This is a genomic window from Luteibacter sp. 1214 (assembly GCF_031455395.1).
In the GTDB taxonomy this organism is placed as follows: domain Bacteria; phylum Pseudomonadota; class Gammaproteobacteria; order Xanthomonadales; family Rhodanobacteraceae; genus Luteibacter; species Luteibacter mycovicinus.
Map to the genome: position 1 here is coordinate 64,342 of NZ_JAVDSQ010000011.1, position 26,286 is coordinate 90,627.

Below are 26,286 nucleotides of genomic sequence, written 5' to 3' on the forward strand. Positions count from 1 at the left end.
GCCCGCGAACCGAAGTCCCCACCATCGCTGCAACGGCCTCACCAACGACACCGGTCATGGCATCGCCACGAGCCGCACCCGCTGCCGGGCCAGCCAACGCACCGCAACCGCCGGTCACCGCACCGATAATGCTGCCTGCAAGCGCGCCTCGCCCACCACCAGAAAGGCCCCCTGCGACACCGCCGATGACGGCTCCAACGATGCACTGCGGGCAATGACCCGTGGGATCCATATAGTTAGTCGGAGATCCATCAACGTATTGGTATAGGTTTCGCTGGCCAGATGCGAAACCAATAGATTTCTCGCTTATGAATCGACCTTGTGACGGCCGATAATAGCGTGAGCGAAAATAGTATAAGTCGTCATCGTCCAACTCTCGACCGACAAAAGGAAAACGATTGTATTTCATAACCGACGTTCGCGTTGACCGGGCTGGTGGTGGCGCCGACGATCTTCAGAGCAAGCGTGTCGCCGCCCTGCGCCGAGAACGTGCCACGCACGCTCTGCGATGCCCCTTGAACCGAGAGTGTGGTGACCGCGTCCGTCACTTTCGTTGCGCTCTGGACACCGGCCGTGAAACTGGCGCTTCCCTGACCGACCGAGAACAGCACCAGGTACGTACCGGTGCCCGACAGGCTGGGTAAATGGATCGATGACTGGCCGCTGGAGTAGAACAGCCCCTGAAACAGCAACGCGTTTCCTGGTGCGTAAACGAATTATTTCAGCCCCGATGTCGGAATCGAGACATTCGAAGACTGCAACGTGACCCAGGGCTGGTGACCTGCCCCCAGCCGCCGTACCAGTGATCACAGTGAAAGTCCGGGGTTGAAGATTACTGTTGTTGTCGGATTGTGCGCGGTGATGGGCAGCGAATTACGATAGTGGGATGCGGCAACAGCTGCCATGGGGCCGAACCTCGTTGTAATCCCGACGCCAGCTTCCAATGACGTCACGCGCTTGGGTCAGCGACGTGAACCAGTGCTCATTTAGACACTCGTCGCGGAACTTGCCGTTGAAGCTTTCGATGTAGCCGTTCTGCGTAGGGCAGCCCGGTTCGATGAGGATGTGCTCGATGCCATGCTGCTGCGTCCTGGCGATGAAAGCGCGACTGGTGAATTCCGGCCCGTTGTCCGTTCGTACGGCGCGTGGATAGCCACGGAAGCAGGCAGCCTGATCGAGAAGCCGTACGACGTAGGCACCGCTGATACCATGATCCACGGCGATATCCACGCTCTCACGAGTGAAGTCATCGACTACAGTCAGACACTTGATCCGGCGCCCGTGGGCTAGTGCATCGAAGACAAAGCCCATGCTCCAGGTCTCGTTCAGCCGGCGTGATACGCGCAGCTTCTGGCGCTCGCCGACTGGACGCTTCGCCTTACGGCGACGGCGCACCGACAGCTTGGCCTCCTGTTACAGGCGATACACTTTCTTTTGGTTCACCGTCGGGAATTCCGGCTTCAAGAGGTCGTGCAGGCGGCGGTAACCGAAGCGGCGGCGTGCTTGCGCCAACTCGACCAGTCGCAGCGACAACGCCTGCGTGGCGGGCGTGGGTATCGGCTCATGACGGAAAGCATCGCGGGACAGCCCCGGAAGGCGGCAAGCCCGGCGCTCGCTGATCGGCGTCAACTCGCACATGCGCCGGATTGCCTCGCGCTTGCGTTGCGACGCTAGCGTTTTACCCCGAACCCGACCTTCAGAGCCTCGATGTCCAGATGGGCCTTTGCGAGCAGACGCTTAAGCCGACCGTTCTCGGACTCCAATTCCTTCAGTCGCTTGGCGTCCTCGGCCTCCATGCCGCCGTACTTGGCCCGCCAGGCGTAGAAGCTCGCGGGGCTGAAGCCATGCTGCCGGGCCAGCTCCGAGACCACCATTCCCACGTCGGCCTGCTTGATGAAGCCAATGATCTGCTCGGTGGTGAAACGACTCTTCTTCATGTTCGTCCTCGTGGTCGACGAACTTTACAGCTTCACGTGGTATGGCCCAGTGGGGGCAGGTCACAACTGCCATGACAACGCCGTTGCTGAGACGTTCTTTAGCCTGCTGAGGGAGGACCAAATTAAGGGCCGGATCTATCCCCGTCGCGCGGCCGCATCGTCGGATATATTTGACTACATCGAGATCTTCTGCAATCCAGTACGCCGACATGATTTGGCCGCCGATCTATCACCGGTAGAACGCGACCGGCATTCCGTGCAAACCGGCTACTGAGTGTCTATGAAAGTAGGGCGATCCAACGGCCATCATGACGCTTGTCATGGGTTCTTGCTAACGACGTGACGTGACGAGATTGTCCGGAACCCTCTCTAAAACTCATTCCCACGCCGCCGGTCCCTTTATCGGGGGTGGCAACCGCTCCAAGGTAACCAATTTATTAGCATGCCAAGCTGTCACGGGAATCGCGCGTCGCTCGACTTCCGCACTGACTTTCGCTATCAGTTCGTCGACGTCGTCAATCATCGTCATCAAACGTACCCCTCCGAAGATGGCGCGGTTGCCGACACGGAGATGGTATGTATTGACCGACTGGTCATTCCCAGACAGGACGCCGCAACGAACGCTGGTAACGCGTTCCCAGGGAATGAGACCCGTGCAAACTCCAAAAAAGGATCTTCCGATCCCTTTGGAAGAAATTACTACGTCTCGATAGGCGAGAAGAGGGCTGACCACACATACGGTGACTAAGGGGATACCCACGATGAAGAAAGGCAAGTCACCCGGTCGAAATTGCTGAGCTGCGCGGATGAATGCATAGGTCGCCATGCTGACTATGGCCAGCGAAACAAGCAGCACCAGCCACGCAAGCCTCCCATATTTGAATGTAGCACTGTCATCCATAGCTTAAAACCCGGTAGCTATTGAAAGCCCGCGCCGGAGAAATCCATCCCGGCCCAAGGGAAGTGGTTGTCGGGAGGCGGTGGGGCCTGAGGCTCAGGCGACGTCCCCCCGCCTTTAGTAGCGGTCCGATTTGAGTCCGGGGTTAATGTAACTGTTTCGCGTAAGCCGCGGGAGTCAACCCGCCGAGCGCCTTCTTCGGTCGTTCTTCGTTGTATTCCCGTCGCCAGCTTTCGATTTCGGCCCGGGCATGCAGCAGGCTGGGGAACCAGTGTTCGTTGAGGCATTCATCGCGAAGCCTTCCGTTGAACGATTCGATGTAGGCGTTCTGGTTCGGCTTGCCAGGCTCGATCAGGCGCAGCTGCACGCCGCGTTCGTGTGCCCACGCGACCATGGCCTTGCCGCAAAACTCCTTTCCGTTATCGCTGCGAATGATCTTCGGCAGGCCCCGTGTGACGGCCAGGCGGTCCATGACGCGCGTTACGCCGATACCTGAGATCGCCCGCTCGATCTCGATGGCGACTGCCTCATGCGTGGCGTCATCGACGATCGTCAGGCACTTCAGGACGCGCCCTTCGGCGGTGCGGTCGAAGACGAAATCGATGGACCAAACCTCGTTCGCCGCTGCGGGCCGGAGCAGTGGCTGCCTTTCGGCCGGGGGCACCTTTTTCCTTTTGCGTCGGCGCACCTGCAGGTTCGCCTCCTTGTACAGGCGCTCAACTCGCTTGTAGTTGACCATCTGACCGGCCTGGCGGAGTTTGAGGTAGATCATGCCGACGCCGTAGCGCTTTTGGCGATTCGCCAGCGCGCAGATCATCTCGCGCAGCTCGACGTTAGCGTCGCGCCGCGGTTGGTATCGGTAAGCGCTTGCGCTTATGCCGGCGATCGCTAGTGACCGACGCTCACTCAGTTCTCGGCCGATCAGATAGCGCACCAGCTCGCGCCGGTCCGGTGCGCTCACCATTTTTTTCGCAGCGCTTCCTTGATGACCTCGTTTTCCAGGAGCTGCTCGGCCAGCAGCTTCTTAAGTCGGCCGTTCTCCGACTCCAGATCCTTCAGCCGCTTGGCTTCGGGCACGCTCATGCCGCCGAACTTGCTTCGCCAAAGGTAGTACGACGCCTCGCTGAAGCCGTGCTTGCGGCACAGGTCCTTGACCGGCATGCCCGCCTCGGCTTCACGCAGGAAGCCAATGATCTGCTCTTCGGTAAAACGCTTCTTCACGTCCAATCTCCTTCTCGTGGGGGATTGAACTCGAAACCGGGGCGCTACTCAAATTTGGGGGGACGTCGCATCGACGACGACCCACCCCGTCCGCCCCGACGTCAGCCGGACCTCGGCCCACCAGGCATACACGGGCCGCGAGATCACCTTCAGCTGCTTGCTGAAAGGTGGATCGCCGAAGGCGTCCTCCGGCAGGTCGATCTGATCCGAATAGACTTCACCGCGATACCAGAAGCGATCGCAGGCTTCCCCCACGGGGTACAGCGTCACCGCCAGGCACCAGATCAAGCAGAGGTGCGTCTCCGCCCTTCTTGTAGCCCAGCTTCACCGGGGCCACGACGCGGGTCACACCGGGCACCGTCGTTACCACTGTCCCACGCATCGCCTGCACAACCTCCCCTCGCCGCACCATACCCGATGACGCGGCTGTGTCAGAGGGGGCTTTGCGCGTGACAGTGTCGGTTCGGGCAATCCATCGGCCGTACGTGCAGCATTCCGCGGTACACGCACCAGCCTCTTCGTAAGGCACGTGCTCCTTATCTGCATGTTGGGCCCGAAGACAACATTTAGCGCCCCTACGGACGCCTCGCGCCCCTCCGTGTCGATCGGCGGGTGTCGCCGGTAGTTTGGCGACCAGTTCGAGAGCTCACAGGGAACACTCGTAACCGCCCGTACGCAGTCTTGCAAACGAAAATTCCAGTCACGGATTTTGGCGTATACGTAGAATTTACTGCTTGCCCAGTTCACGTCATCCCCGCCACGAAGCACGGCACGTGCTTTTCTTTGCTGTACCCACCAAAGCGATGAATGACGTAGCAGTGCATATATCCGTATCAACGATCGCGGGACCAGATGATCACAGTCAGTACACATGCCACTGCGGCAAAGCTTACCGCGACCATCGTAGGTCCATCATTCCATCTTTCTTGAGACTCGCTCAGGTACACAGTGTAACTTTTAAAAGGGACCGCAATACTGTGAACAGCATCTTGAGTGCGAGGTGCGGTCTGCAAGATGCTCCCATATATCAGCTTTCCGACAACGAAGGACGATGCCGCGATTCCACCGGCAACATCCCTCCATCTTGCAAGGCTCACCATAAGTGCCCCACATCGCCTAGGGTGGTATCGGTCTGACCTACAGATCCCGAGGCTCCTATACCGGCACCGATGGTTACCCCTGCGCCCACCACGGGCTGCCCATGCTCGCCCGGCCCCCAGAAAGCGTCGCCGGTTGCATCAGGCCCCCATCCACCTCCAAGACTAGCGTTATTGAACTTGCCCCCTAGAGCGCAAATCGTATCGCCGTCGGATACCGCCGTCTGCACGCCAGCCGACGCGCCCGGCGTACCCAGCGCTCCACCAAGCCCATCGTATGAGAACGCGGCAACGTTTCCATGCCCGTCGATGGCTGCGCCCATACCAAGCGTGCCAGAAACTCCGACCCCAAAGAAAGTTACCGAGTAACTGACCTGAAATCCGATCTGAAGAGTCCAGAGGCCCAAGGGATCGATGTTATTGATCGGATCCTGAAGGACATATCCGTACAAGTTAGGTCCTGCAGCTAATCGTGTGTGGTCTTCGCTGATGAACCTACCAAGCGACGGCTCATAGTATCTGAAGCGATAGTAGTAGAAATCGTCGTCATCCATCTCGCGACCTGTGTAAAGGAACCGCTCCTGGACCGAAGCCTGGCCGGTCGTACTGCCATACTCACCGTAGTTAAGCCTTCCAATCAAGGCTCCGCCCGGATCGGCAAGCCCTACGGTGCTGTTCAGACCATCGGCGAGAAAGAAGTCACTGGTCGCACCTCTGGCCCAGAGATGCTCGTCGACGAAAGGGCCGTTGACGTAGGATCTCGACCCGTTGCCACCCGATGTCCTGGCAACATCGATGCCGTCGCATTGATAGCGGGTGGGAACAGCTCCGCTCGTACTCTTTGTCGCCCTTCGCCCCAACGGGTCGTAACTGAATGAGAGGACAGTAGTTTCACCCTCCTTGACTTCAACTAGCTGATTTCGCGCATTCCCCACATATCGCCTGGAAATCCCTAACGGGGACAGGGCTTATTCTATTCCCTGAGCACCCGACACATGCACCCCCTTCGTCTCCATGGCTATCCCCTGCACAATGGACAGCCATGATGCATCAGATCCTGTCCCGCTCCCAGCACTTCCGGGCGTGTGCCCGGGCGGTGCACTGGATCCCCATGCGCATCAGCCTGCCGGGAGGCGACAAATCAACAGCCCGCACACTAAAAAGCTGACATTCACACGCCTCGTTCTCGGCGTCACCACGCAGAAGGCATGGGCTAGGCTGCCGGCCGTTCCGCGGAGGCAGCCTTCCATCTAACCCGCATTCCGTTCATTACACGTTAGAACCCAAACGGAACTCCCCTATACCCACGGAGCAAAGCTTTTATCGCTGTCGATTTGATCGCTGGTCAGACAAAATAATCCCCTCGATTATGGCATCGCGAAGCTCGATGCTGACCGCATACGAGATGTCGCCTGTTGAATAATCTACTATCTGAAGCGCGAAGCTCGGGACATCTTGAGGTACACCGACACCAAAGATCTCACCAACTTCAGCCAAAAAAACCATGCTTCCGTGATCCATTGCTGTCGGTCCGAGTTCTGCCGCTCCGTTCACCCTGACCCGACCGGACGAGAATCCATCAGATATCTCAAGGACGTCGAGGTAATCTCGCGGCAGGGCGGTCCGCAAATTTGACAGCTTGACAGAACGATCGGCCGCGCCAATCGCCTCCCGCCAAGAGTCTATCGCCCCATCCAAACACCATTGAGCGAGGCCCGAAGGAGCCGTTCCCTGCGGCCTTTGCGAAGCGCCAACCGGACTCAAGACGTCGTGCGAGATCAGACACGACTCGACAGCGAAGTTCTCCCTAAAATTAGCCTGTCAAGGTACCGACTTGCTCAAGGCTACAGAAACCTGGATTAGATCGTCAGTGCTTAATAGTCTAACTTTAACTTGTGCCACTACGGCCTCGAGGTGCTCCGTCGGAATGCGGGCTGCCCCGTCAAAACTGGGCCGCCCCATTTTCATTCGATAGAAGTTGACTTCTCGACCCTTGGTCAACCGCTGAACTTTGTTTATTTCACCCAACTGCGCCCTCAGTCGCGGCAGTAGCGCAGGAGAAAAAGACAGCTCGAGTGCCGCAAGAACCTCAGCTTCGAAAGGAAGCACTCGCTCTCGCGAAAAACTGAACAGGCTTCTTAAACGCATAGTTTCCTCAATTACCGGAGTCAGCCGCGCGGCGGGCACCGAAAATCGCACTTCCGGCGCCACGCTTGAATACATTAGGAATGCGCGTCCACTGTTGTGCAAACCGATTAGTCATTGAATTAGCGTCTTTCGACGCTCGCGGCACAAAGCGATACCCATATGGATCGGACGATGCATGCTCAGCCGTTGAGACGTAGATCCCGCCCCAAAACGGTCGAGGCCCTCCCGACGTACCTGAGCGATGCTAAATGCCCCCTCTAGATGCAGGCGAGCGTACGCATCAAGAATGCGCCGGCGCCAGATGAACGGATCTCTATAAGCGATCGCTCCACTGCACAGCGGTCAATACTTTTTTTGATTCGAAAAGGCAGCCGAACTTCCCGTAGTTCTCTGAGCTCACTCTTTCACCTGTTCCTCTTGGAACGCTGATGCAGAACGCAGGAACGCGGAAGCCGAAACGTCTAACTGCTCGGTTGTTCGGCCGCGTTGTTTCTGCAAGCGCTCGTAATACGGACCAGCACGATCATGCTGGCCAGACATGCGAAAGAGATAGGCGGTCTCTGCCGCGCGATATTCCTTCGAAACGTGAATGCCGGAAAAGACCCCCGTTACACGCAGAACCGCCGCGTGCCAGGGAAACAGAAATGGCCAAGACTGATCCGGCCGCGACGCGACCTCGTTGGCTTGCTGCATCAGTACCGCCGCTTCGGCGACCCGCCCACCCCGAAACTGCAACACCGAAGCATCCACGAGATCCTCGCGAGAGCGAATCGCTTCGTTGTACGACCATACAGGACTGGCATACCAGCAGAGAAGCATACCGAACGATGCGCCTAGGACAAAAAACAACAGATACAAAGAAAGCCTTTTCATAAGATTCTCTTGCTCTTTTCCGGTCATGAATCGGCATGCCTGCCTTGGGCTCACGCAGGAAGCCAATGATCTGTTCTTAAAAAACGCTTCTTCATGTCCAATCTCATTCCCGCAGTGGATTGACTCGAAACCGGGGTGCTACTCAATCTGTTTTTGGGCATCGATCCGATCGATACCCTTGCCTTCGACTCGTTCTCGAACCCCGCAATGGGAATTAACAGATCGAACGCGAACGCGCCCGCTCTTGATCTGCTCAACCATGCCGTCAATGGACTCTTTCCATCCGCCTTCTGCAACTTCCGACACGCTTTTCTCTATTGCAGCCATGAGCGTCTCATCGTCACGAACGCTGTAGGTGCCCATAGCTTGCATCGTCTCAAGGAGCAAAGCGATATCGCGCATCTCTAGAGTCGTAAGATGTCCGGAGAGCCTCCGCCGAATCACCCTCACGCCAGATGGCCCGTTCATCGCGAAACATGAGGCAAGGTAAGTCGCCGGGGGATGAATCACTTGGTTCCCGTAGAAGAACAGCTCTAACTGAGTGTCAACCCGATAGTTTCGAAACTCTGACATACGCTGGACATAGGTGCGCCCGCGAAAGAAAGCAGCCTCCAAACTTCCTTGATCGCTAGCTACACAATCACTAGCAAAAAGCGCGGCAAGAAACATTAACAAAAAAAAGCGGCGCATCAGCTGTCACCGACCAGTTCGGTTTGACCGTATGCATCGTGCCCGTATGCCCTCACAAGACTTCCACACTGGTCAGCGCCCAACCGCAATGCGCCGTCGGCTGTCCGCACGAGATCCCGGGTCATAAGCGTCGGCAAAATGCCGAAGGCCGCCACGAACCCGACGGCGATCGACAAGGTGCCAAGGATATGAATCCAGTCGTCAGCCGGCCGGATCTGCGATACAGCCACCGCGAGCGCCCCGACGAGCAGCACTATCCCACATGCCTGGAAAACACGCTTATCCCGCGTCGAAAAAATACGCTCATTGCCCCGGCCCCTCATACACCACCTCCTCGTCGATGAAAGAACGGCGACCCTAAGGCCGCCGCTCAATGACTACGCTTACTTCGCGCCAGCCCCGGGAGCCGTCCACTCCTTCAACCACGCATTCACCGTCTCATGCCACTGAACACTGTTCTGCGGCTTCACCACCCAGTGATTCTCATCCGGGAAGTGCAACAGCTTGCTCGGAATGCCACGACGCTGCAACGCCGTAAACGCACCCAGTCCCTGCGTTTCCGGTATGCGGAAGTCCTTACCGCCGTGGATCACCAGCATCGGCACGCGCCAGTCCTTCACGTGATTGATCGGGTTGAAACGCTCGTAGTTCTCCGGATGATCGAACTGCGTACCGCCGTTCTCTTTCTCTTCGAACCAGAGTTCTTCGGTGTCGTAGTACATGGCACGCGCATCGAAGACGCCGTCGTGATCGACGAGACACTTCCAGGGCTGGTTCCACACACCGGCGATCCAATACACCATGTATCCGCCGTAGCTCGCGCCCAGAGCGCAGGCACGATCGCCATCGAGGAAGCTGTACTTCGACAGCGCGGCACTCCAGCCGAGCTTCAGGTCTTCCAGCGGCTTGCCGCCCCAGTCGCCCGAGATCGCATCGGTGAAGGCCTGACCGTATCCGGTTGAACCGTGGAAGTTCACCGTCACCACCGCGAAGCCCTGCCCCGCATAGGTCTGGGCGTTCCAGCGATAGCTCCAGCTGTTGGTCATCGCGCCCTGCGGGCCGCCATGAATGATGAAGGCGACCGGATAGGTGTTACCTTTCTTGTAGCCGACCGGCTTGACCACGTAGCCCTGCACGCTGTCGTTGTTCGCACCCTTGAAGGTGAAGAACTCGAAGTCACCGGTCTGCGCGCCCTTGATGCGCTTGGCGTTGAAGTGCGATACCTGCTTGAGGCCCTTCCCCTTAAGGTCGGCGGTATACAGATCCGCCGGACGCTTGAGGTCGTCGCGCGTCAACAGGATCTTCTTCGTGCCCGCAGAGAAGCCACCCACCGCACCGTCGGTCACCAGGATGGTCGCCTTACCGGTCGCGACGTCCACAGCAAACAGCGGATGCTGGCCTTTGTCGTCGGTCGTGGTGTAAAGCGTCTTGCCGTCCGCCGAAATCTGCAGGCTGCTTGCCGAAGCGTCCCACGACGGATCGATCTCGCGCTTCGCGCCCGTGGCGATATCCAGCGCCCAGATACCGAAACGGTCGGCTTCCGAGCCCGGATCCTTCATGGCTGTATAGAAAAGCGTCTTTCCGTCCGGCGACACCAGCGGGTTAGCGTCCCACGCGAGGTTGTCCGTCGTCAGGTTGGTCGGCGCAGCCGAGCCATCAGCCGGAACGCTGTAGACGTCGAAGTTGGTCGACCATGGCTCGGTCGTGCCGGCGATGCGGGCATCGAAGTAGACGGTCTTGCCGTCGGGCGAGAAGGCGAACTCGTCCTCGCCACCGAACGGCTTGCTCGGCACGTCGCCGTCAATACCGCGGCTGAGCAACAAAGGCGGCGAGGGGGCCGACGCATCAGCGATATAAAGCTGATTGCGGCGACCATCGGCCCAGGTATCCCAGTGACGGACGAACAGCTTGTCGTAGACCGTGCCAGTGGACTTGTCCTTTTCCCGGCCATCCAGGCGCTCCTTGGTACAGGCCAGGTCGGCGCAGTCGGTGAAGACCTCGTAGCTCAACAGCAGCTTCGTGCCATCGGGCGATAGCTTGAACGAGCCGACGTCCAGCGGACCGTCGGTCACGGCGTCACCGGCGCGGACGGTCAGCGCCAGACTCTTGGTGTTGTCCGCCTCAAAGCTACGGTGGAAAACCTGGGCCACGCCGTCCTTTGGCGTCGTGTAATAGATGGACTGCCCATCCGGCGCCCAACGGGGCGAGGAGCCCTTCTCCACCACCTTGACCGGCTGCGGCGGCTTATTGAGGTCCATCAGATAGATTGAGGTGACCCCCTTGTTCGCGGCGTAATCCGTCGCCCGCACGGTGAACAGCGCATAGCGGCCGTCGGGGGAAAGCTGCGGGTCGCCCACCCGATCCATCATGACCAGATCGCGGATGGAGAACGGGTGCGTGGCGGCGCTGTCGGCGTCGGCGGCCAGAACGGGGCCGGACGCGAGGGCGAGGGCCAGCGCGGCGAGGAGTGGTTTCATACGCAGGGTCTCGTGGAAAGGCAGTTCGCACGTTAAGTGGTGCAGGGAGGACACGCAAGACGCCGGATTTCTGCCATCAGGGCGCAGTCCTGTACGATCTGCCGTTCGAGGGGATCCACGCAGTGAACAGGGGATACAGCATGGCGAGTACAACCCGACGCGGTACGGGATGGATTATTGCGATCGCGACGCTCGCTGCGTTTGCGTTGCGTTATTGGTTCTTCAGGACCGCTTACGTCGTGCGACCCGTGCGCGGCGACGCGCTCGACTACGTGTCTTATGCCGTCAATCTCGTGCAGCACCACGTCTTTTCCTTGGCATCGGGCAGCGCGCCACGCGTCCCTGACAGTTATCGTGACCCCGGCTACCCCCTGTTCCTGGTGCCTTGGATCGCAGCCATACAAGACGCTGGCCTCCGTTATTGGGCTCTCCAATGTGCTCAGGCAGCTCTGGGCGCTCTCACAGTCACCCTTTATCTGCTGCTCGCGCGGCACTGGTTTCGAAAGGGGACGTTGATCGCCCTGGCTAGTCTGCTCGCCATATGGCCGCATTCGATCACGATATCGGCCTATCTCGTGAGCGAGACGCTACTAGGATTTCTCGTTGCCGCTGGCCTGGCATGGACCGCTGAAGGCTGGGCGCGTCAACGAACCCGCGACCTCGTGGGTGGTGCCCTGTTATTTGGATGCGCAGGCCTTACCAATTCAGTCGTAGCCCCCTTCCTCCCCCTCGTGGCGGCAATCGGCTGGCTGACTCTGCGCCAATACCGGAAGCAGTTTGGGATTATTTTCATAGCAGCTGCGCTCCTCCCTGCATGCTGGACCATCCGGAATCTCACAACGGTCGAAGGGCCATCTTCGAACTCACGAGCCATGATCAATCTAGTGCAGGGCTCATGGCCTGACTACCACAGTGCGTGGCTGGCGTCCTCGGCCGGCGACGCCGGCGGCGTGCGTACGATCAAGTCGATTGACGCCGAGATCGCTGTGGCGGTGCATGACCACAAAGCGGGCCTGCAAGAGATAGAGACCAGGATACGAGAGCACCCGCTTCACTATCTCGCTTGGTATGCCTCCAAGCCAGCACTATTGTGGGATTGGAGCCTTCGCATCGCGGCCGGGCATATTTATGTGTTCCCCACCATAAACTCCCCCCTTCAGAACAACGGCCTAGCTTGGCACGTCACGCAGGTGCTCGCCACGCTGAATCCCTGGCTGGGTTTGGCCATGCTCGTCGGCTGCCTCCTTGCGCTTATAGAGAAGGAGACCCACGGCGCGAAACTGACGGCATCTCTGCTGATGTACATCACTGTTATCTACGGCATTTTTCAATCGGAGCCCCGTTACGCCGTGCCTTTCAGAGGGGCGGAGATTGCCATGGCTGTTTTCGCTTGCACCAGATTGATAGATGCCTGTAAGCACATCTATTCCACCCGAAGAGCTGTTCGGGTCGAGTTTGGTGATTCACGTCACAACGCGGAGGCACCCAAGGCCCGAGGGCTTTGGCTGGTACGAAATGTGCTGCGCTTGCGCGACATCCAGCCAAGAATTCAACCATGCGCGCCTCGAATATCGGAAAAGGCTTCACCCTCATCGAGTTGATGATTGTCGTAGCAATCATCGCGATACTTGCAGCCCTTGCGATCCCGGCGTACCAGGACTATGCGATTCGCGCTCAGGTATCGGAAGGCATCAACTTATCGACGGGCGCGAAGACGGCCGTCTGGGATTTCTTCGCGGACAAGGGTCGCCTTCCGCACTCGAACGAATCCGCGGGCCTTGCCGCCGAGACATCGATCGGCGGTAAGTACGTTTCCGCCGTACGTGTTACGGATGGAGCTGTCACCGTCTTCTACGACTCAAGAGGGGCCAACTCGCACGTGCAGTCGAGCGCGATCATGCTTTCCCCGATCACCGGTGCGGGTGCCATCGCGTGGGTGTGCAAGGGGTCTCCGATGGATAGCCGTTACCTGCCGACAGCTTGCCGATGAATCGATGCAGGTGACGCTCAATGTCACCATGTGACGCATATCGTCATGCCGCAGGACATTGAATGCTCAGGAAATTTTCCTGTTGCTCAAGAGACGTGACAACCGGCACAATTCCGGCAGGCGTAATATGAGGGAATACGCGCCGTCACCCGTGGCACGCAACATGCAGGTGACATCACGAGCTTCCTGGTCGTACCTGACCACGTGAGTGCGAAAGGGGGCCGACCCTTCCTAGGGGGATTCGGAACCGGGGCTCAGGGGGCATCACAATCGGTTAGCTAACCACCACAAAGATAGGAAACGCCATGAAGAACGTGCAGAAAGGTTTTACCCTGATCGAATTGATGATCGTCGTCGCGATCATCGCCATCCTGGCCGCCATCGCTATCCCGGCTTACCAGGACTACACCATCCGTTCGCAGGTTTCGGAAGGCCCTGTCCTTGCTGACGGCGCTAAGACGGCCGTGGCCGAATTCTTCCAGAACACCGGTCGCTTCCCGCCGAATAATCAGTCCGCAGGTCTCGCGTCGGCAGGAAGCATCAACGGCCAGTACGTCAAGAGCATCACGGTTGGCAACGCGACGGGCCTGATCACGGCTGCGTACGGCGGCAAGAAGGCCAGCACGAAGATTCCCGAGGCGTCGACTCTGCAGCTGTCGCCGATCACCAATACCGGTTCCATCTCGTGGACCTGCAAGAGCAGCACCATCAAGAGCAACTACCTGCCGTCGAACTGCCGTTCGTAAGTCAAATCGCATGGCAAGAAGGAGAGGAGCCGCATTTGCGGCTCCTTTTTTTTGGTTCGGCTTAGAAGGCACCGAATCTATCGCCACAGTGGGACCACCGTTAGACTAGTTGGGCAACCGCGACGGTCACAATGGCGCGTCGCCTCCACTCGACAGCCATGACCACGTGGCGAGCCATCTCGTCAGGCCAATGATCCCACGAAGCTTTTTACACCTCGCACTCCCCTTCGTCCTTGTACTCGTGGTGTGGCTAGCCTACCGACCCGGACTGACGGGCACATTCGTTTTCGACGATTTTGCGAACCTGCCGGCACTCGGCGACGGCGGCCCGGTTGATAACGCACCGGCGCTCGCCCGCTACGTTACGTCAGGCACAGCTGATCCGATCGGCCGACCACTCGCCGTCCTGAGCTTCCTGATCGATGCGCATGACTGGCCGGCGGATCCCCGCCCCTTCAAGCGAACTAATGTCCTCCTTCACATCCTGAACGGAGTACTGCTCTATTTCCTCCTTAATGCCATAGGGCGAGAGTGGGCACACCGCAAGCCGGGCGCATCCACGGAACATCGATTCAGAAATGCGGCACTGATATCCGCCTTCTTGTGGGTTCTCCACCCGCTTCTGGTTTCAACGACGCTATACATCGTCCAGCGAGAAGCCATCTTACCGGCCACCTTCAGTCTCCTGGGCATACTTGCATGGGTAAGGGCTCGTCGCTTACTCGCACAAGCGCGCCGAGGAGCCGGCGCAGCCATGGCAATCACGGCAATCGTCGGCTGCACGCTTCTGGCTGGCTTGTCCAAAGCAAACGGACTGCTTCTGCCAACCCTGATTCTGGTCGTCGACAAGATCCTGCTGCCTCCGTTTTCTGCAAGTGGCAGACACGCAGGCCGTATACACAGCTTATCTCTGACAATCTGCTGGATATCCACAGCTGTTATCTTTTTCGCGCTGGCATACCTCGCCTGGGCAGGCATATTCCACGGCATTCCACACCGGCCATGGACGGAAGGCCAGCGTTTGCTTACGGAACCGCGCATTCTCTGGGAGTACCTCGGGCAGCTGTGGCTGCCGCATCCCTACACAGCTGGCGTGTTCAACGACACAACCGTCGTCTCGGTGGATCTCCGGACCCCATGGACGACCTCAATCGCCCTCGTCGGCCTGATCTTTCTGGTTACTTTCGCCGCATTGACCCGAACGTGGTGGCGCGCCGCAGCCGGCGCGGTCATGTTCTTCCTGACCGGCCATCTGCTTGAATCAACAAGTGTGCCGTTGGAACTGTACTTCGAGCACCGAAACTACCTCCCGTCCCTGATGTTGTTCTGGCCGGCGGGGCTGTGGTTGGCGGGTCTGCCCATCGATCTGACCAAGACAACAGCTGGACCGCTCTTTCCTGCTTCGATAGTGCGCCACGTGCTCGCAGTCATTGCCATCACACTGCTCTTCACGATGACTTATGCAAACGCATCGGTGTGGGGCGATACCGAGCACCAGGCCACGCTCTGGGCGCGACTTAATCCAACATCGGCCCGGGCCCAGGTCACCGCTGCGCAGGAAGAGCTCCGACAAGGCCAGCCCTCTCGCGCTGTAACACGACTAGCGCCGTTACTTGAAAAATCGCCCGGCGAAGTTCAGGTTGCCTTCAATTTGGTGGCAGCCCATTGCCAACTCGGCGACCTTAGCGCGAAGGATGTCGATTCCGCTCGCCGATCGCTCGGCCTGACACGAGACCCGGGCGCGCTGATATCGAGTTGGTATGCCCGAACCATTCAGGCCGTCGCAGCGCACCAATGCCCCGGCCTCACTTTCGAAGATCTTGAACACCTGGCCGAGGCCGGGCTTGCCAACCCGAGGCTTTCAGCCGGCAGAAAGCAAGACCTCGAGCACGCACTCGGGGCGCTGGCTCTGGCGAGATGCGATGCGGATACCGCACTCGTTCACTTCAATCGAGGGCTGCTGCTCGAGCCAAGAGAACCTGTCGCACTCCGCCAGGCCGCCGAGCTAGGCTCCGCCGGGCATGCAAGACTCGGTCTGGAGCACCTGTCCGTCTACGACCGCCTCGCCGTCGCCGATCCCGCAGATGGCTGGGGCATGGCAGCCGTGCATTCCTGGGTATTGCGCAGGCAAGACTACTGGCCACGTGAACGGGCGCATCTTGTCGCTACGCTGGAAGCCGACGCAGGAGTCACCCCATGAAATGGAACACACTGCTGCATCACCTGTCGCGCCCCTGGGTTCTTCTCGGTATTGGCCTGATGATGACGGCCATGGCCTACTGGCCAGGGCTTACCGGCACGTGGCTATTCGACGACTATCCCAACATCGTCGACAACCCAGGCGTGCACATCACGGACGCCAGTGTCGCTGAGCTCACCAAGGCGGCGCTTTCATCACCGGCGAGCGATTTCAAACGCCCGCTAGCTTCGCTCAGCTTCGCGATCAACTACCTCGCGACAGGCACCAATGCGCCTGCAATGAAGATCACCAATCTCTTCATTCACCTCCTTAACGGAATTGCCGCGTTCCTGCTCCTGAGGTCCCTCCTCCGCGCAGCACGCAGCGAAGGTTCGGATGGTCCGGGTACGCGCATGGGGGATCGTTACGCTGCCCTGATGGCTGCCGCGTGGCTCGTACTTCCCATCAACATCAGTTCAGTGCTCTATATCGTGCAACGCATGGAGAGCATGGCGAATTTCGCCGTGCTGCTGGGGCTGTGGGGCTATATCGCAGGCCGACAGCGCATGCTCAACGGAAAGACGCTCGGCCTGCCCCTTGCCACGATAAGCGTAGTAGCAGCCACCGCCGCCGGCGCCCTGGCCAAGGAAACCGCCGTCCTGCTACCGCTCTATGCCGCCCTGGTTGAGATATTCATATTTCGGGGCCGCACTGCTTCCGAGCTGGGGAAACGCACTGACAAGCGGATTGTCACCTTCTTCATCATCATCCTTTTTCTTCCACTGGTAGCGGGCGCCGTCTGGCTCACGCCAGGGCTGCTGAACTCATCAACCTGGGTCACTCGTGACTTCACACTGGATACGAGACTACTGAGCGAAGCCCGTATCGTCATGGATTACATCGCGTGGACGATTCTGCCGACGCCTCGCGCGCTCTCTTTCTATCACGACGACTTCGTCATTTCGCAAGGCATCCTCTCTCCACCATCCACAGCCTTGTCGATTGCTGGAATCGCAGCCCTCCTTGCCCTCGCATGGTGGCTCCGCAACCGCATACCGCTGGCAGGACTGGGCATCGCTTTGTATTTCGGTTGCCACTTGCTCACCGGTACCGTATTGCCACTGGAGTTGGTCTACGAGCATCGAAATTATTTCTCCAGCATGGCCCTGATTCTGGCGCTTGGAGCGGCGGTTGCAGCCATCCCCTCACCCAACTCGTTTTTCAGAGGCCTCGCCGGCGCATGCCTCGGCATGCTGATGTTCCACTGGATATTCATAACGTGGATGACCTCCACCGCCTGGGGCAATCCGCTCGCACTGGCGCGAGAACTGGCTTATCGAGCTCCCGAGTCACCGCGCGCCCAATATGAATTGGGACGGACATACATCATCTATTCGAATTACGATTCCAAATCGCCATTCATTCCACTGGTCTATGAGCCTCTCGAGCACGCCGCGAGAATTCCCGGGTCGTCTGTACTTCCTGAGCAGGCATTGATATTCATGACGTCCCGGATGAATCTTCCGGTGAAGGACGCCTGGTGGCAGAGCATCGAATCAAAACTCAAGGCGCACCCCGCAACGATTCAGGACGAAAGCTCTCTCGACGCCCTCGCACAGTGCCTTCGAGACAACGCTTGTCACTTCCCGGCTCAGAACTTACTTGATGCTTTCGGTGCAGCCCTTTCGCATGACCGGAGGAGCCCGCGCCTACTAGCGATGTACGCGAATTTTGCATTTGAAGTCATCAAAGACCATGACCTGGCCTACCGCGTCCAGACCGAAGCCGTCGAAAAGGCCCCCAATGAACCGGCCTACCGCATTACCCTTGCTCGGATCGCCATGGATAGAGGTAACGTCGCGGTGGCCAAGGAACAGCTCAGCGCACTGTCTTCCATGAATATCGGTGGTCGCCTCAGTCACGACATCGATTCGCTCAGAGCGTCGATCGGCGACCTGAAGGATGCACGTTGCGCTCAGGGAGCGGATTGTCAATGACGGGCCGCCCGCTTGCGCTCAGCAGTCTCCGGACCATCGCCATCATGGCGACGCGCATCGCTGTGCAGGGGTTGACACTCATCCTCGTTACTCGCCTTCTCGGGCCGACGCTCTATGGAGGCTACATTGCCGCCGCGTCTCTTGCCGTTGTGATGGGGCTCATTCCCAACCTGGGATCGGGCTATATCCTTATGAAGAGGGCTGCAAGCAATCCCGAAGCCGCGGGTGACGTCTGGAGCTATGGGTGGCCGCTAACTATCGGCTTAGGCTTTCTGCTGAGCATCGCCTTTCCGTTGATCGCTCGCCCGATCGCAGGAGGCGTATTGTCAATCACCGCACTCGCTATCATTGGCGCGGTCGAGTTGCTTATCTCCCCGCTGACGCTGCTGCTTTCCTTCGTGCTTCAGGCAGTGGGCCGAGTCCCGACAGGGCAACTGCTGCTCACACTTCCGCTGTTTCTTCGCATGTGTGCGGCGACTGCCTGCCTGCTTTTTTCTGGAATTACCGCCACCGGCTTTGTGATCACCCAGGCTGTCGCCGCTGCCGCCGGATTGATGGCTGCTCTCGGGATCACATCGAGCTTCGTCGCATTGTCCTGGAAAGCCCGTCGCCCAAGCCGCGAGGAGTTGACCAGTGGATCTGGCTACGCGGCAATGCACGTTGTTGCTGCGAATCCAACCGAGTTCGACAAGATTGTTTCGCCCGTACTTCTCGACGAGCACTCCGCGGGCATTTACAGCGCCACCTCCCGAATCATGAATGCCGTCGTCATGCCAATGGTCGGCGTTCTCCTGGCAGCACAACCGAGACTGTTCCGCCATGCTGCAGATCCAACAGAGGGAGGGCGAAAGCTGATTGCTACGCTAGGTGGACTGGCGGCGATCTGGGGATTGATTGGTGGCGTGGCGATGTACGGCCTGTCACCCGTTATCCCGCTGATGCTCGGCAACCAGTACTCACAGGCTGCGAAGCTCATGCCCTTCGTCGCCCTGGCTGCCCCATTTGTCTCACTACGCCTCGCTGCGGGAACCATCCTCGTCGCCCTCGGCCATCCATTACAGAGACTACAATTCGAACTGGCAGGTGTCGTGGCACTCGGTAGCCTCCTGACTATTGGCTCCCGAATGGCTGGCCCCAAAGGGATGGCTGTGGGCTTGTCTCTCGCCGAATTTGCAATGGCGTGTTACGGCTGGCTGCTGGTCCGACGCGCACTGCGCAACCTATGAACCTAAACGCTCCGCTGGAGGGGTCAGGGTACGAAGCTTCCCGCGTGCCAGGTCGGATATCGCCATTGCGAGGCCGCGCCAAGGCCTCAACGAGCCGAAACGCACGCTGCGTACGGCGGCTCGCAGGACCAGGAACAGCATCCGGCTTACGGCCAGCAAAACGCACCCTGCCACGCCATATCCCAACTTAACCGTGAGTACGAGGTGCGCCCGGGACATGTGGTACTCATAAAAAAGTGAGCCGTTTTGACTACTTCCGGACCCCTGATGCACCACGACACCGGCCGGCACATCCACGAGCGGTACACCTCGACGGGTCATGCGATAGCCGAACTCAATATCGTCGCCATAGAAAAAAAACGACTCGTCGAACAAGGGTGCGACAACCAGCTCCCGATGGATCATCAGGCACGCGCCACCCAGCAGGGCATGCCCCCGCCATCCGGGGCCCACAGGCGAAATGGTCGCCGTAAGGTGTCTGTAGAACGTTCGCGCCGGGACCAGTCCTGTGGGCCCATCGATGCTCGGGGCCGCGACCACCGGCGACGTCCCGGACACCGCTTGTAGAAGATGCTCCACCGTGCAAGGAATCAATGTCGCGTCACTGTTGATCAATAGCACGTCGACGTCTCGCTCGCGACGTGAAATCAGCCGGACGGCCTCATTGACACCTCGCGAAAAGCCCAGGTTCCGACCCGGCTCGATATAGTCGACCTTTATTGAAGCGCCCTCCAACTCTTGCTTGAGCTCTCGCACAGAGACGCCGCCATCCTCGGAGTTGTCGACAATGACGAGGGCATCCACCCCTTCACTCACCAGCGATCCGACGCAGCGCACGGACATGGCGACGTTACGAAAATGCAGCATCACCGCGATGCATTTAGCCACGGGTTACGTTCTCTTCTGGCGCAAAAGCGACCATGACCAATTCCTCGCCGCCGCGAGCATGAAATGTTGCCGCGACGTCCGCCAGATGACCCACGATCCCGGCGATGGCCCGACGGATCCGGTTCGCGGCGCCCGGCCGATACGAAGCGATGAGGCCGCTACCGCGAGCAAAACTTCGAGCGTGGTGCCCCCGGCGAATCGTACGTATGGAGACGTAGCCAGCGTCCTCCAGCATGTGACGCATCGCCGCTTCGCTTGGTATGCAAAGGTGTCGCGGCATCTCCAACCCCCGCCAGGCGGGACCGAAGACTGTTGCACCGGGGCCACGGGGATTAGGCCATGCAAGCCAAAGCATCCCCCCTGGCCGTAACTTCGTCAGGCACTGAAGGAGGTCGGCCTGCGGAGAGGGCACGTGCTCAATGCTATGACGCAACGTGATGGCGTCGAAGGCTGCCGGAAAATCGCGATCATCGACGTCTTCTATAGAACCGAACCTTGCGTCGAGCCCCTGCTTTTGGCATGCCATTACGGCGGCCGCATCGGGATCGAGCCCAGTCGCGAACCAACCCATCGACCCCGCACGCTTGAGAAACTCGCCGTTCCCAGCGCCAACATCAAGCACACGACGTCCGTTGTCACCGACGAGGAACAAGTGACGGCCATGATAATCAAGCTTCAGGCGTAACGGTTCTAGGGCACTGAATACGATAAAGCCCAGGAAGCCAAGAACCGACCGTGACTTGCTTGCGTAACCGAATCGCCGGCTCATATACCCGGCCACCATGCTCATTCCGAGGTGTCTCAGGGACATTGCACGGCGAGGCTGTATTTCGGCGTGGTGAGTGTAGTAATGCGAATACGCCCTGCCTATCGAGTCATCAGACGGACGCGGATCGGGATAGATGCTGCGGCAAGTCGCGCACCGCCATACCGTCCAGAGGTCTGAACCTATCGGATCCAGATGATCGAATACACGTGCGGCGTGCAACGTGCGGATCGTTGACGAGCACGCGGGGCACGACGGAACATGTTCGACGTTCCCACCACTCCATGCAGCTTCAACAGGCTCCCGAACAGTAGGTGTCATGGCAACGTGGCCCGGGGTTTGCGCGCGAGGATCACCATCTCATCCGCGTAACGCGTAGTGAACGTCGCAAGCAAATCACTGATCAACGACAGCAACGTGCCAGCTAACGGCGAATAGCGGAACCCCCGTTTCCCCCGGCCTCGGGCAATCTCGGCACTACGCCGATACAGGCGCGCTGTATGGGCGCCGCGCCGTCGAGCCGTGACGACATCGAAACCTGTATCGCGGCAGGCGCGAATCAAAGCTTTCTTACTCGGCAGAACAAGGTGCCTGGGCGCGTCGATACTTTCCCAATCCATCCCATAGGCGCGTGCGCCGACGGCCGCGGGATTAGGAAGCGCAATCCAGAGATGTCCTCCTGGCACCAACATGGTGAACGCCTCTGATAGCAGCGCGCTGGGATCGGCGACGTGCTCGAGACAATGGCTCATCGTCACGACATCCCAGTACGACGATTTCTTTATGGAAGGCAGATCGTGAACAAAACCATGCGTAACGGGGATTCCCCTGAGCTCGCAGGCGGCAATCGCTTCGGCGTCCGGATCCACTCCCTCGGCCGACCAACCCATTGCCGAAGCAATGGAGACGAACGCGCCATTGCCACAACCCACGTCAAGCAGTTTCCCACCAGGGATGGGACGAACATGCCTGCCGTAGTAATCGAGCTTAAGCCGCAACGGAGGCAGTGCAAAAAAGAACGGTACGCCCCATGCCGACGGGGCGGGGCCACTCAGATTGAAACGATATTTCAGGTATCCATTGATGAGCGAGGTAAGCCACCCCGCCCGCGCTTGCGTCGCGGGGGCATCATGAGTGATGTAGTCGAAGTCGTAGGCGGCTGGCAATGAGACGTTGTCGGGACGAGGGTCAAGCCACCTGCTATCGCAAGCGGCGCAACGCCACACCGACCAATGATCGTCCTGAGGCACCATATTGTCCTGCGCATCGCCCACCTGGTAGCGCGAACCGGCATGGCACATCGGGCACGAAGACGCATTCTCCAGACGTCCTTGCGACCAGCGTAAAACGGGAGCTTCCTCATTCATGCAACGGACTCGCTCATCGCCTCTCGAACCCCTTTGGACATCATTCGTACCTGCTCGAGTCGGCGCGAGTCGATGCAGATCGTGACGCACATCGTGACCATCATCTTCATTGCAGCCCACGCCTTCCACACTCGGGGAACGTAGTTCCGTCGCATCAATCTGACGGTATTGCGGTAGAGAAAGTAGTGGCGCAGGGGGCTTCGCTCCGGCCATACACGCCAGCCAAGCAGCCATATCCTGCGACCGGCCTCCCCCATCCTATGCTGGAACTGGACCCACGGCACACCGTATAGAGAGTAGCCGCGCGAGAGGACCCGAAATGACCACTCGGTATCCACGTGATCGATGAAAAGCGTTGCGTCCAGAGGGCCAACTACCTCGACGATGCGTGTCGGCATTAACGTGCCGCTTCCATTGAGATTGGCAACAGGAAAGAGTTCGCGTGACGACGAAGGGGGGTACGCCCGAGCCCACCGCCATCCATGCGCCACATAGTGAAATCCGTGTGCCATCCCGGCAGCGGGGTCGGCCATGACGGGGCCGACGCAGCACATTGTCCCTGAGATGCTTTGCGCGCTATTGAGCGCTTCGACAAGTTCCAACGGGGCCGTCGCGGCGAACTCGGAATCCTGATCGAGAAGCAGGATCGCGTGGATCTCGACATCGGCCCCGCCTATTGCGTCGATCCCGGCGTTCAATCCCGCAGCAAGGCCAAGGTTGTCAACCAGCTCCAGTAACGAAGTACCTGGCGTGCGAGAAACCAATGCACGTAGCGCCAGACGATATTCGTCAGGCGACCCGTTGTCTACGACGATACGGTGACCGCATGATCCGAGGGCCTGGAGTTGGCGCTCTACAACGGCGATGTCGGGGTGATAAGTCACCGTAATCGACGCGACGGAAGCGATGTCGATCAAGAGCGGCTCACTCACGACCACGCATCCCCACTGCCTCACGCAGTTTGGCGCCGAACGTATCCCACACAAAGCCTGTCGCGAATTCGGTTGCCCCGTCAAAGAACGCATGGCGTCCCGCACTGAGCACATCAAGAATGGCTTCAGCGAATCCGGCCTTATCATCCGGAGGAACCAGCCGTCCGGATACGCCGTCCGCTACCGCATCGGGGACTCCTCCCGCAGCGTACGCCACCGTCGGAAGGCCATGGGCCGCTGACTCCAGGGCGACCATGCCGAACCCCTCCACATCACCGGGCAAAGTGAGAACAGGAAAGATACTGACATCGGCAGCCCCGTACGCGAGCAGGAGCTCCTCCTCCGTAACTTCGCCCATGAAGCGGACGTGGTCGGCGATCCCGAGCATCCGGGCGCGTTCGACGATTCGCTCCCGCACACCACCCTTCCCGGCGAGGAGAGCGTCGGGCGCATCGTTTCCGACAACCGCTAGCAAGATGTCCGGATGCGCGGAAATAAGGGTCGGCAGCACGTGCTCGATAAACTCGATGAGCCCCTTGCGCTCGGTCAACCGCCCCACGGAAAGGAGAACAGGCCGCCCTCCCCAACCATGACGAACGCGAAAAGCATGAACATCCGCAAACACCGAAGGGGCGGCCGGAAGCACGACGCCAGGGTGCACGATCTTCACGCGGTCACTTGGCACGCCTGCGGCAATGGCAAGAGCGGACGTGTTCCTGCTGTTAACGAGGCATATGTCCGTGCGGCGAATGAATGGGAGCCACGCGTGCCTGTAAATGGCGTGCGGCGCGATTATGTCGAGCCCGTGCAGGTAGACAGCCGACCTCGCCCCGGAAAGCTTAGCTGACATCCACGCAAACGGCGCACAGAGCCCACTGCCTGCGATAACCACCGCCGGCCGATGACGAAGGGCGTACTTCAGAGCGGCCCAGCCTGCTCCCGCCAAAAAGCGCCAAAGTGGACGCAACGGCACCTCATCTGTATGAATCGTTGCAGGCAGGAGATCACGGCAGCCTTCAGGCCCGACCACCGACACATCGAAGTCCGCTGCAAGCTCCGTCGCCATGTGCAGGTTGAGGCGCTCCATCCCCCCACGCAGGGGTGGCAAATTGCGCGTCACCAACAAAACTCTCTTTCGCATCGCTAGCCCTGGGTCCTGGGGCGCGCAGTACAGAAGTGATACACCTGATATTGCCAGGCGATCGGCCACACAGTGAGCGCCAGTGCCTGCAAGGCACGCAGCGGCCATGTCGCTGGGCGACCCACCTTGATCCACTGCAGGCTCATCGGATGTAGATCGCGGAGCCTCGCGTCTATACGAAGTCCCGCCTCTTCGAACATTGCCCGCCATTCATCGAGGGACTGGACGTCCTCGCGCACTTTGATCTGATGCGTGCCGCCGTACAACCCCAGCTTTCTGGTCAGGAACCCCGCGTTGGGAACGAGCAGGAGAAAACGCGCGCCTGGCCTAGCCACGCGCAGCATTTCACGCAGCGCTGCGGGCTTATCGACGAAGTGCTCAAGGGATCCCATGCATGTGACGACGTCAAAACTCGCATCGCCGAATGGGAGCACCTCAGCTGGTCCACTATACAAGTGCGCGTCAGGAAGCTGCTTCTGGCACACCTCGATGGCCCGCGGGGACAAGTCGATGCCACTCACGCTTCGGGCACCTTTTTCGCTGAAGTAGCTCAACCAGACGCCGACGCCGCACGCTACGTCGAGAACGTCTTTCTGACGAACCTCCCCAAGCAGTGCCGCCGCGCGTCGACAGTGCCAGGGCAGCGCGGTGCGAGACGGTGAGGCGCCATAGTACTCATCATCGTAAAACTCCCGAATGCGGTCATGTTCGCCGTCGGAGCCGGACCGGTCAACGTTCATGATGCCTCTCAGATTCATCCTGACGGTAGGTCAGGGAAGTGATCTGTTCGGATACCAGTCCGATCAGAAAAACAATGACTGCCGCGCTCCACATGAGCGTACTCATGTTGGTCAGTCGACCCTCACGCATGAATGTCCATGCGTAGTTAAGGCAGCCGAGTCCAAAGAACAGCACGCTCACCGGAACAAACAATTTCAACGGCGAATACAGGGTAGCGATCTTGAAAATAATCAGGAGAAAGCGAATGCCGTCCTTGAGCGGACGAATGTGGCTCTTTCCTACCCGCTGCCCCGCCTTGATCGGCTCATACGCTACACCGTATGCGCTCCGGAAAAATGCCATGGTGCTCGTCGTCGGGTAGGAGAATCCGTTCGGTAGCAAATGAATGAATTCGCGAAAACGACTCGCTCGTGCCACCCGAAAGCCCGATGTCAGATCCGCAACGGCATGCCCAGTCATCTTGCTGGCAAGCCAATTGTAAACCGTATTCGCGACACCCCTCCCCACCCCCGCCTGGCTCTCCCAGTCACGCGCACCGACAACCATGTCGTAACCCTGATCGAGCCGGGCCAGCAACCGGGCAATATCCGCAGGGTCGTGCTGCCCGTCGCCATCCATGAAGACGAGAATGTCACCGATTGCCCCACGGGCACCGCGTTTGATCGCCGCACCGTTGCCCATCGAATAAGGTGATGAAAGACAGGTGACACCTGCGGCCGCGCATACCGCCGGCGTGTCGTCGGTCGACCCATCGTCCACCACAACGATCTCGGCACCCGGCTGGGCGGCGACTAGACGCGGCAACAGGTCTTTCAAGGCAGCCGCCTCATTCTTGGCGGGCAGGATGATGCTTATACGGCTCAAGAGAACTCCCCTTTGGTCGTTGAATGATAAGGGATATCCCTGCGGCGAAACGAGACATTCTCCGCGGCCTTCCGCCAGGAGGATCCGCGACAGGCTTCACAGGTCCAC

21 protein-coding genes and 3 pseudogenes are annotated in these 26,286 nt (G+C 59.2%); 7 read left to right on the plus strand and 17 right to left on the minus strand.

The window, feature by feature from the left end; all coding sequences use genetic code 11:
* Positions 1 to 362: 362 nt before the first annotated feature.
* Together J2X57_RS18585 and J2X57_RS18590 are read right to left on the minus strand one after the other, a co-directional pair.
* Complete coding sequence (locus J2X57_RS18585; RefSeq protein WP_043692872.1) at positions 363 to 692, minus strand: hypothetical protein; 330 nt, start codon at positions 690 to 692, stop codon at positions 363 to 365.
* A 114-nt stretch (positions 693 to 806) separates the two neighbouring features.
* Positions 807 to 1,937 (minus strand): annotated as a pseudogene (locus J2X57_RS18590) (IS3 family transposase).
* A gap of 64 nt (positions 1,938 to 2,001) precedes the next feature.
* On the opposite strand from J2X57_RS18590, the pseudogene J2X57_RS18595 reads away from it, so the two are divergent.
* Positions 2,002 to 2,211: pseudogene (locus J2X57_RS18595) on the plus strand (IS3 family transposase); the annotation flags it as partial.
* A gap of 102 nt (positions 2,212 to 2,313) precedes the next feature.
* Here J2X57_RS18595 and J2X57_RS18600 read toward each other — a convergent pair.
* From J2X57_RS18600 to J2X57_RS18635, 8 genes and pseudogenes are all read right to left on the minus strand, one after another.
* Positions 2,314 to 2,838 (minus strand): hypothetical protein, encoded by a 525-nt coding sequence (locus J2X57_RS18600; protein WP_156128497.1) that lies wholly within the window; start codon positions 2,836 to 2,838, stop codon positions 2,314 to 2,316.
* A 114-nt stretch (positions 2,839 to 2,952) separates the two neighbouring features.
* Positions 2,953 to 3,996 (minus strand): annotated as a pseudogene (locus J2X57_RS18605) (IS3 family transposase).
* A gap of 108 nt (positions 3,997 to 4,104) precedes the next feature.
* Positions 4,105 to 4,344, minus strand: a complete 240-nt coding sequence (locus tag J2X57_RS18610) for a hypothetical protein (RefSeq protein ID WP_043692862.1) — start codon at positions 4,342 to 4,344, stop codon at positions 4,105 to 4,107.
* A gap of 805 nt (positions 4,345 to 5,149) precedes the next feature.
* Positions 5,150 to 6,088: an RHS repeat-associated core domain-containing protein gene (locus J2X57_RS18615; protein ID WP_309869302.1), complete on the minus strand. Its 939-nt coding sequence runs from the start codon at positions 6,086 to 6,088 to the stop codon at positions 5,150 to 5,152.
* Between the two features lie 1,609 nt (positions 6,089 to 7,697).
* A complete protein-coding gene (locus J2X57_RS18620; RefSeq protein WP_043692854.1) occupies positions 7,698 to 8,201 on the minus strand; it encodes a hypothetical protein in 504 nt (167 codons plus the stop codon).
* A gap of 111 nt (positions 8,202 to 8,312) precedes the next feature.
* Positions 8,313 to 8,864, minus strand: coding sequence for a hypothetical protein (locus J2X57_RS18625; protein ID WP_309869305.1), 552 nt, complete (start codon positions 8,862 to 8,864; stop codon positions 8,313 to 8,315).
* Positions 8,864 to 9,118 carry a hypothetical protein gene (locus J2X57_RS18630; protein WP_309869306.1) on the minus strand — a complete coding sequence of 85 codons (255 nt, stop codon included), beginning with the start codon at positions 9,116 to 9,118 and terminating at the stop codon, positions 8,864 to 8,866. The genes J2X57_RS18625 and J2X57_RS18630 overlap by 1 nt, the downstream gene beginning before the upstream one ends.
* 129 nt (positions 9,119 to 9,247) lie before the next feature.
* On the minus strand, positions 9,248 to 11,341 hold the full coding sequence (locus tag J2X57_RS18635) for a S9 family peptidase (protein WP_309869308.1): 2,094 nt from the start codon (positions 11,339 to 11,341) through the stop codon (positions 9,248 to 9,250).
* 140 nt (positions 11,342 to 11,481) lie between these two features.
* Between J2X57_RS18635 and J2X57_RS18640 the strand changes: the two genes are divergently transcribed.
* The 6 genes from J2X57_RS18640 (at position 11,482) to J2X57_RS18665 (ending at position 19,479) form a co-directional block, all read left to right on the plus strand.
* Complete coding sequence (locus tag J2X57_RS18640; protein WP_309869309.1) at positions 11,482 to 12,942, plus strand: hypothetical protein; 1,461 nt, start codon at positions 11,482 to 11,484, stop codon at positions 12,940 to 12,942.
* The gene (locus J2X57_RS18645; protein WP_309869311.1) at positions 12,897 to 13,331 is read left to right on the plus strand and encodes a pilin; all 435 of its coding nucleotides are present in this window, start codon (positions 12,897 to 12,899) and stop codon (positions 13,329 to 13,331) included. The genes J2X57_RS18640 and J2X57_RS18645 overlap by 46 nt, the downstream gene beginning before the upstream one ends.
* A gap of 305 nt (positions 13,332 to 13,636) precedes the next feature.
* A complete protein-coding gene (locus J2X57_RS18650) occupies positions 13,637 to 14,077 on the plus strand; it encodes a pilin (RefSeq protein ID WP_309869313.1) in 441 nt (146 codons plus the stop codon).
* Between the two features lie 109 nt (positions 14,078 to 14,186).
* On the plus strand, positions 14,187 to 16,277 hold the full coding sequence (locus tag J2X57_RS18655) for a tetratricopeptide repeat protein (protein ID WP_309869316.1): 2,091 nt from the start codon (positions 14,187 to 14,189) through the stop codon (positions 16,275 to 16,277).
* Complete coding sequence (locus J2X57_RS18660; RefSeq protein ID WP_309869318.1) at positions 16,274 to 18,253, plus strand: hypothetical protein; 1,980 nt, start codon at positions 16,274 to 16,276, stop codon at positions 18,251 to 18,253. The genes J2X57_RS18655 and J2X57_RS18660 overlap by 4 nt, the downstream gene beginning before the upstream one ends.
* 44 nt (positions 18,254 to 18,297) lie before the next feature.
* Positions 18,298 to 19,479, plus strand: a complete 1,182-nt coding sequence (locus tag J2X57_RS18665) for an oligosaccharide flippase family protein (protein ID WP_309869321.1) — start codon at positions 18,298 to 18,300, stop codon at positions 19,477 to 19,479.
* Here the strand turns inward: J2X57_RS18665 and J2X57_RS18670 are convergent.
* From J2X57_RS18670 to J2X57_RS18700, 7 genes are all read right to left on the minus strand, one after another.
* Positions 19,474 to 20,367: a glycosyltransferase family 2 protein gene (locus tag J2X57_RS18670; protein WP_309869322.1), complete on the minus strand. Its 894-nt coding sequence runs from the start codon at positions 20,365 to 20,367 to the stop codon at positions 19,474 to 19,476. The genes J2X57_RS18665 and J2X57_RS18670 overlap by 6 nt on opposite strands.
* On the minus strand, positions 20,360 to 21,157 hold the full coding sequence (locus J2X57_RS18675; protein WP_309869324.1) for a class I SAM-dependent methyltransferase: 798 nt from the start codon (positions 21,155 to 21,157) through the stop codon (positions 20,360 to 20,362). The genes J2X57_RS18670 and J2X57_RS18675 overlap by 8 nt, the downstream gene beginning before the upstream one ends.
* Positions 21,158 to 21,450: 293 nt before the next feature.
* Entirely contained in the window at positions 21,451 to 22,500 is a 1,050-nt protein-coding gene (locus tag J2X57_RS18680) for a class I SAM-dependent methyltransferase (RefSeq protein WP_309869327.1), read from the minus strand.
* Positions 22,497 to 23,417: a glycosyltransferase gene (locus J2X57_RS18685; protein WP_309869329.1), complete on the minus strand. Its 921-nt coding sequence runs from the start codon at positions 23,415 to 23,417 to the stop codon at positions 22,497 to 22,499. Before J2X57_RS18685 ends, J2X57_RS18680 begins: the two co-directional genes overlap by 4 nt.
* 7 nt (positions 23,418 to 23,424) lie before the next feature.
* Positions 23,425 to 24,573 carry a glycosyltransferase family 4 protein gene (locus tag J2X57_RS18690; RefSeq protein ID WP_309869331.1) on the minus strand — a complete coding sequence of 383 codons (1,149 nt, stop codon included), beginning with the start codon at positions 24,571 to 24,573 and terminating at the stop codon, positions 23,425 to 23,427.
* A 2-nt stretch (positions 24,574 to 24,575) separates the two neighbouring features.
* Complete coding sequence (locus tag J2X57_RS18695) at positions 24,576 to 25,313, minus strand: class I SAM-dependent methyltransferase (RefSeq protein WP_309869334.1); 738 nt, start codon at positions 25,311 to 25,313, stop codon at positions 24,576 to 24,578.
* Complete coding sequence (locus J2X57_RS18700; RefSeq protein ID WP_309869336.1) at positions 25,303 to 26,178, minus strand: glycosyltransferase family 2 protein; 876 nt, start codon at positions 26,176 to 26,178, stop codon at positions 25,303 to 25,305. Before J2X57_RS18700 ends, J2X57_RS18695 begins: the two co-directional genes overlap by 11 nt.
* Positions 26,179 to 26,286: the final 108 nt, after the last annotated feature.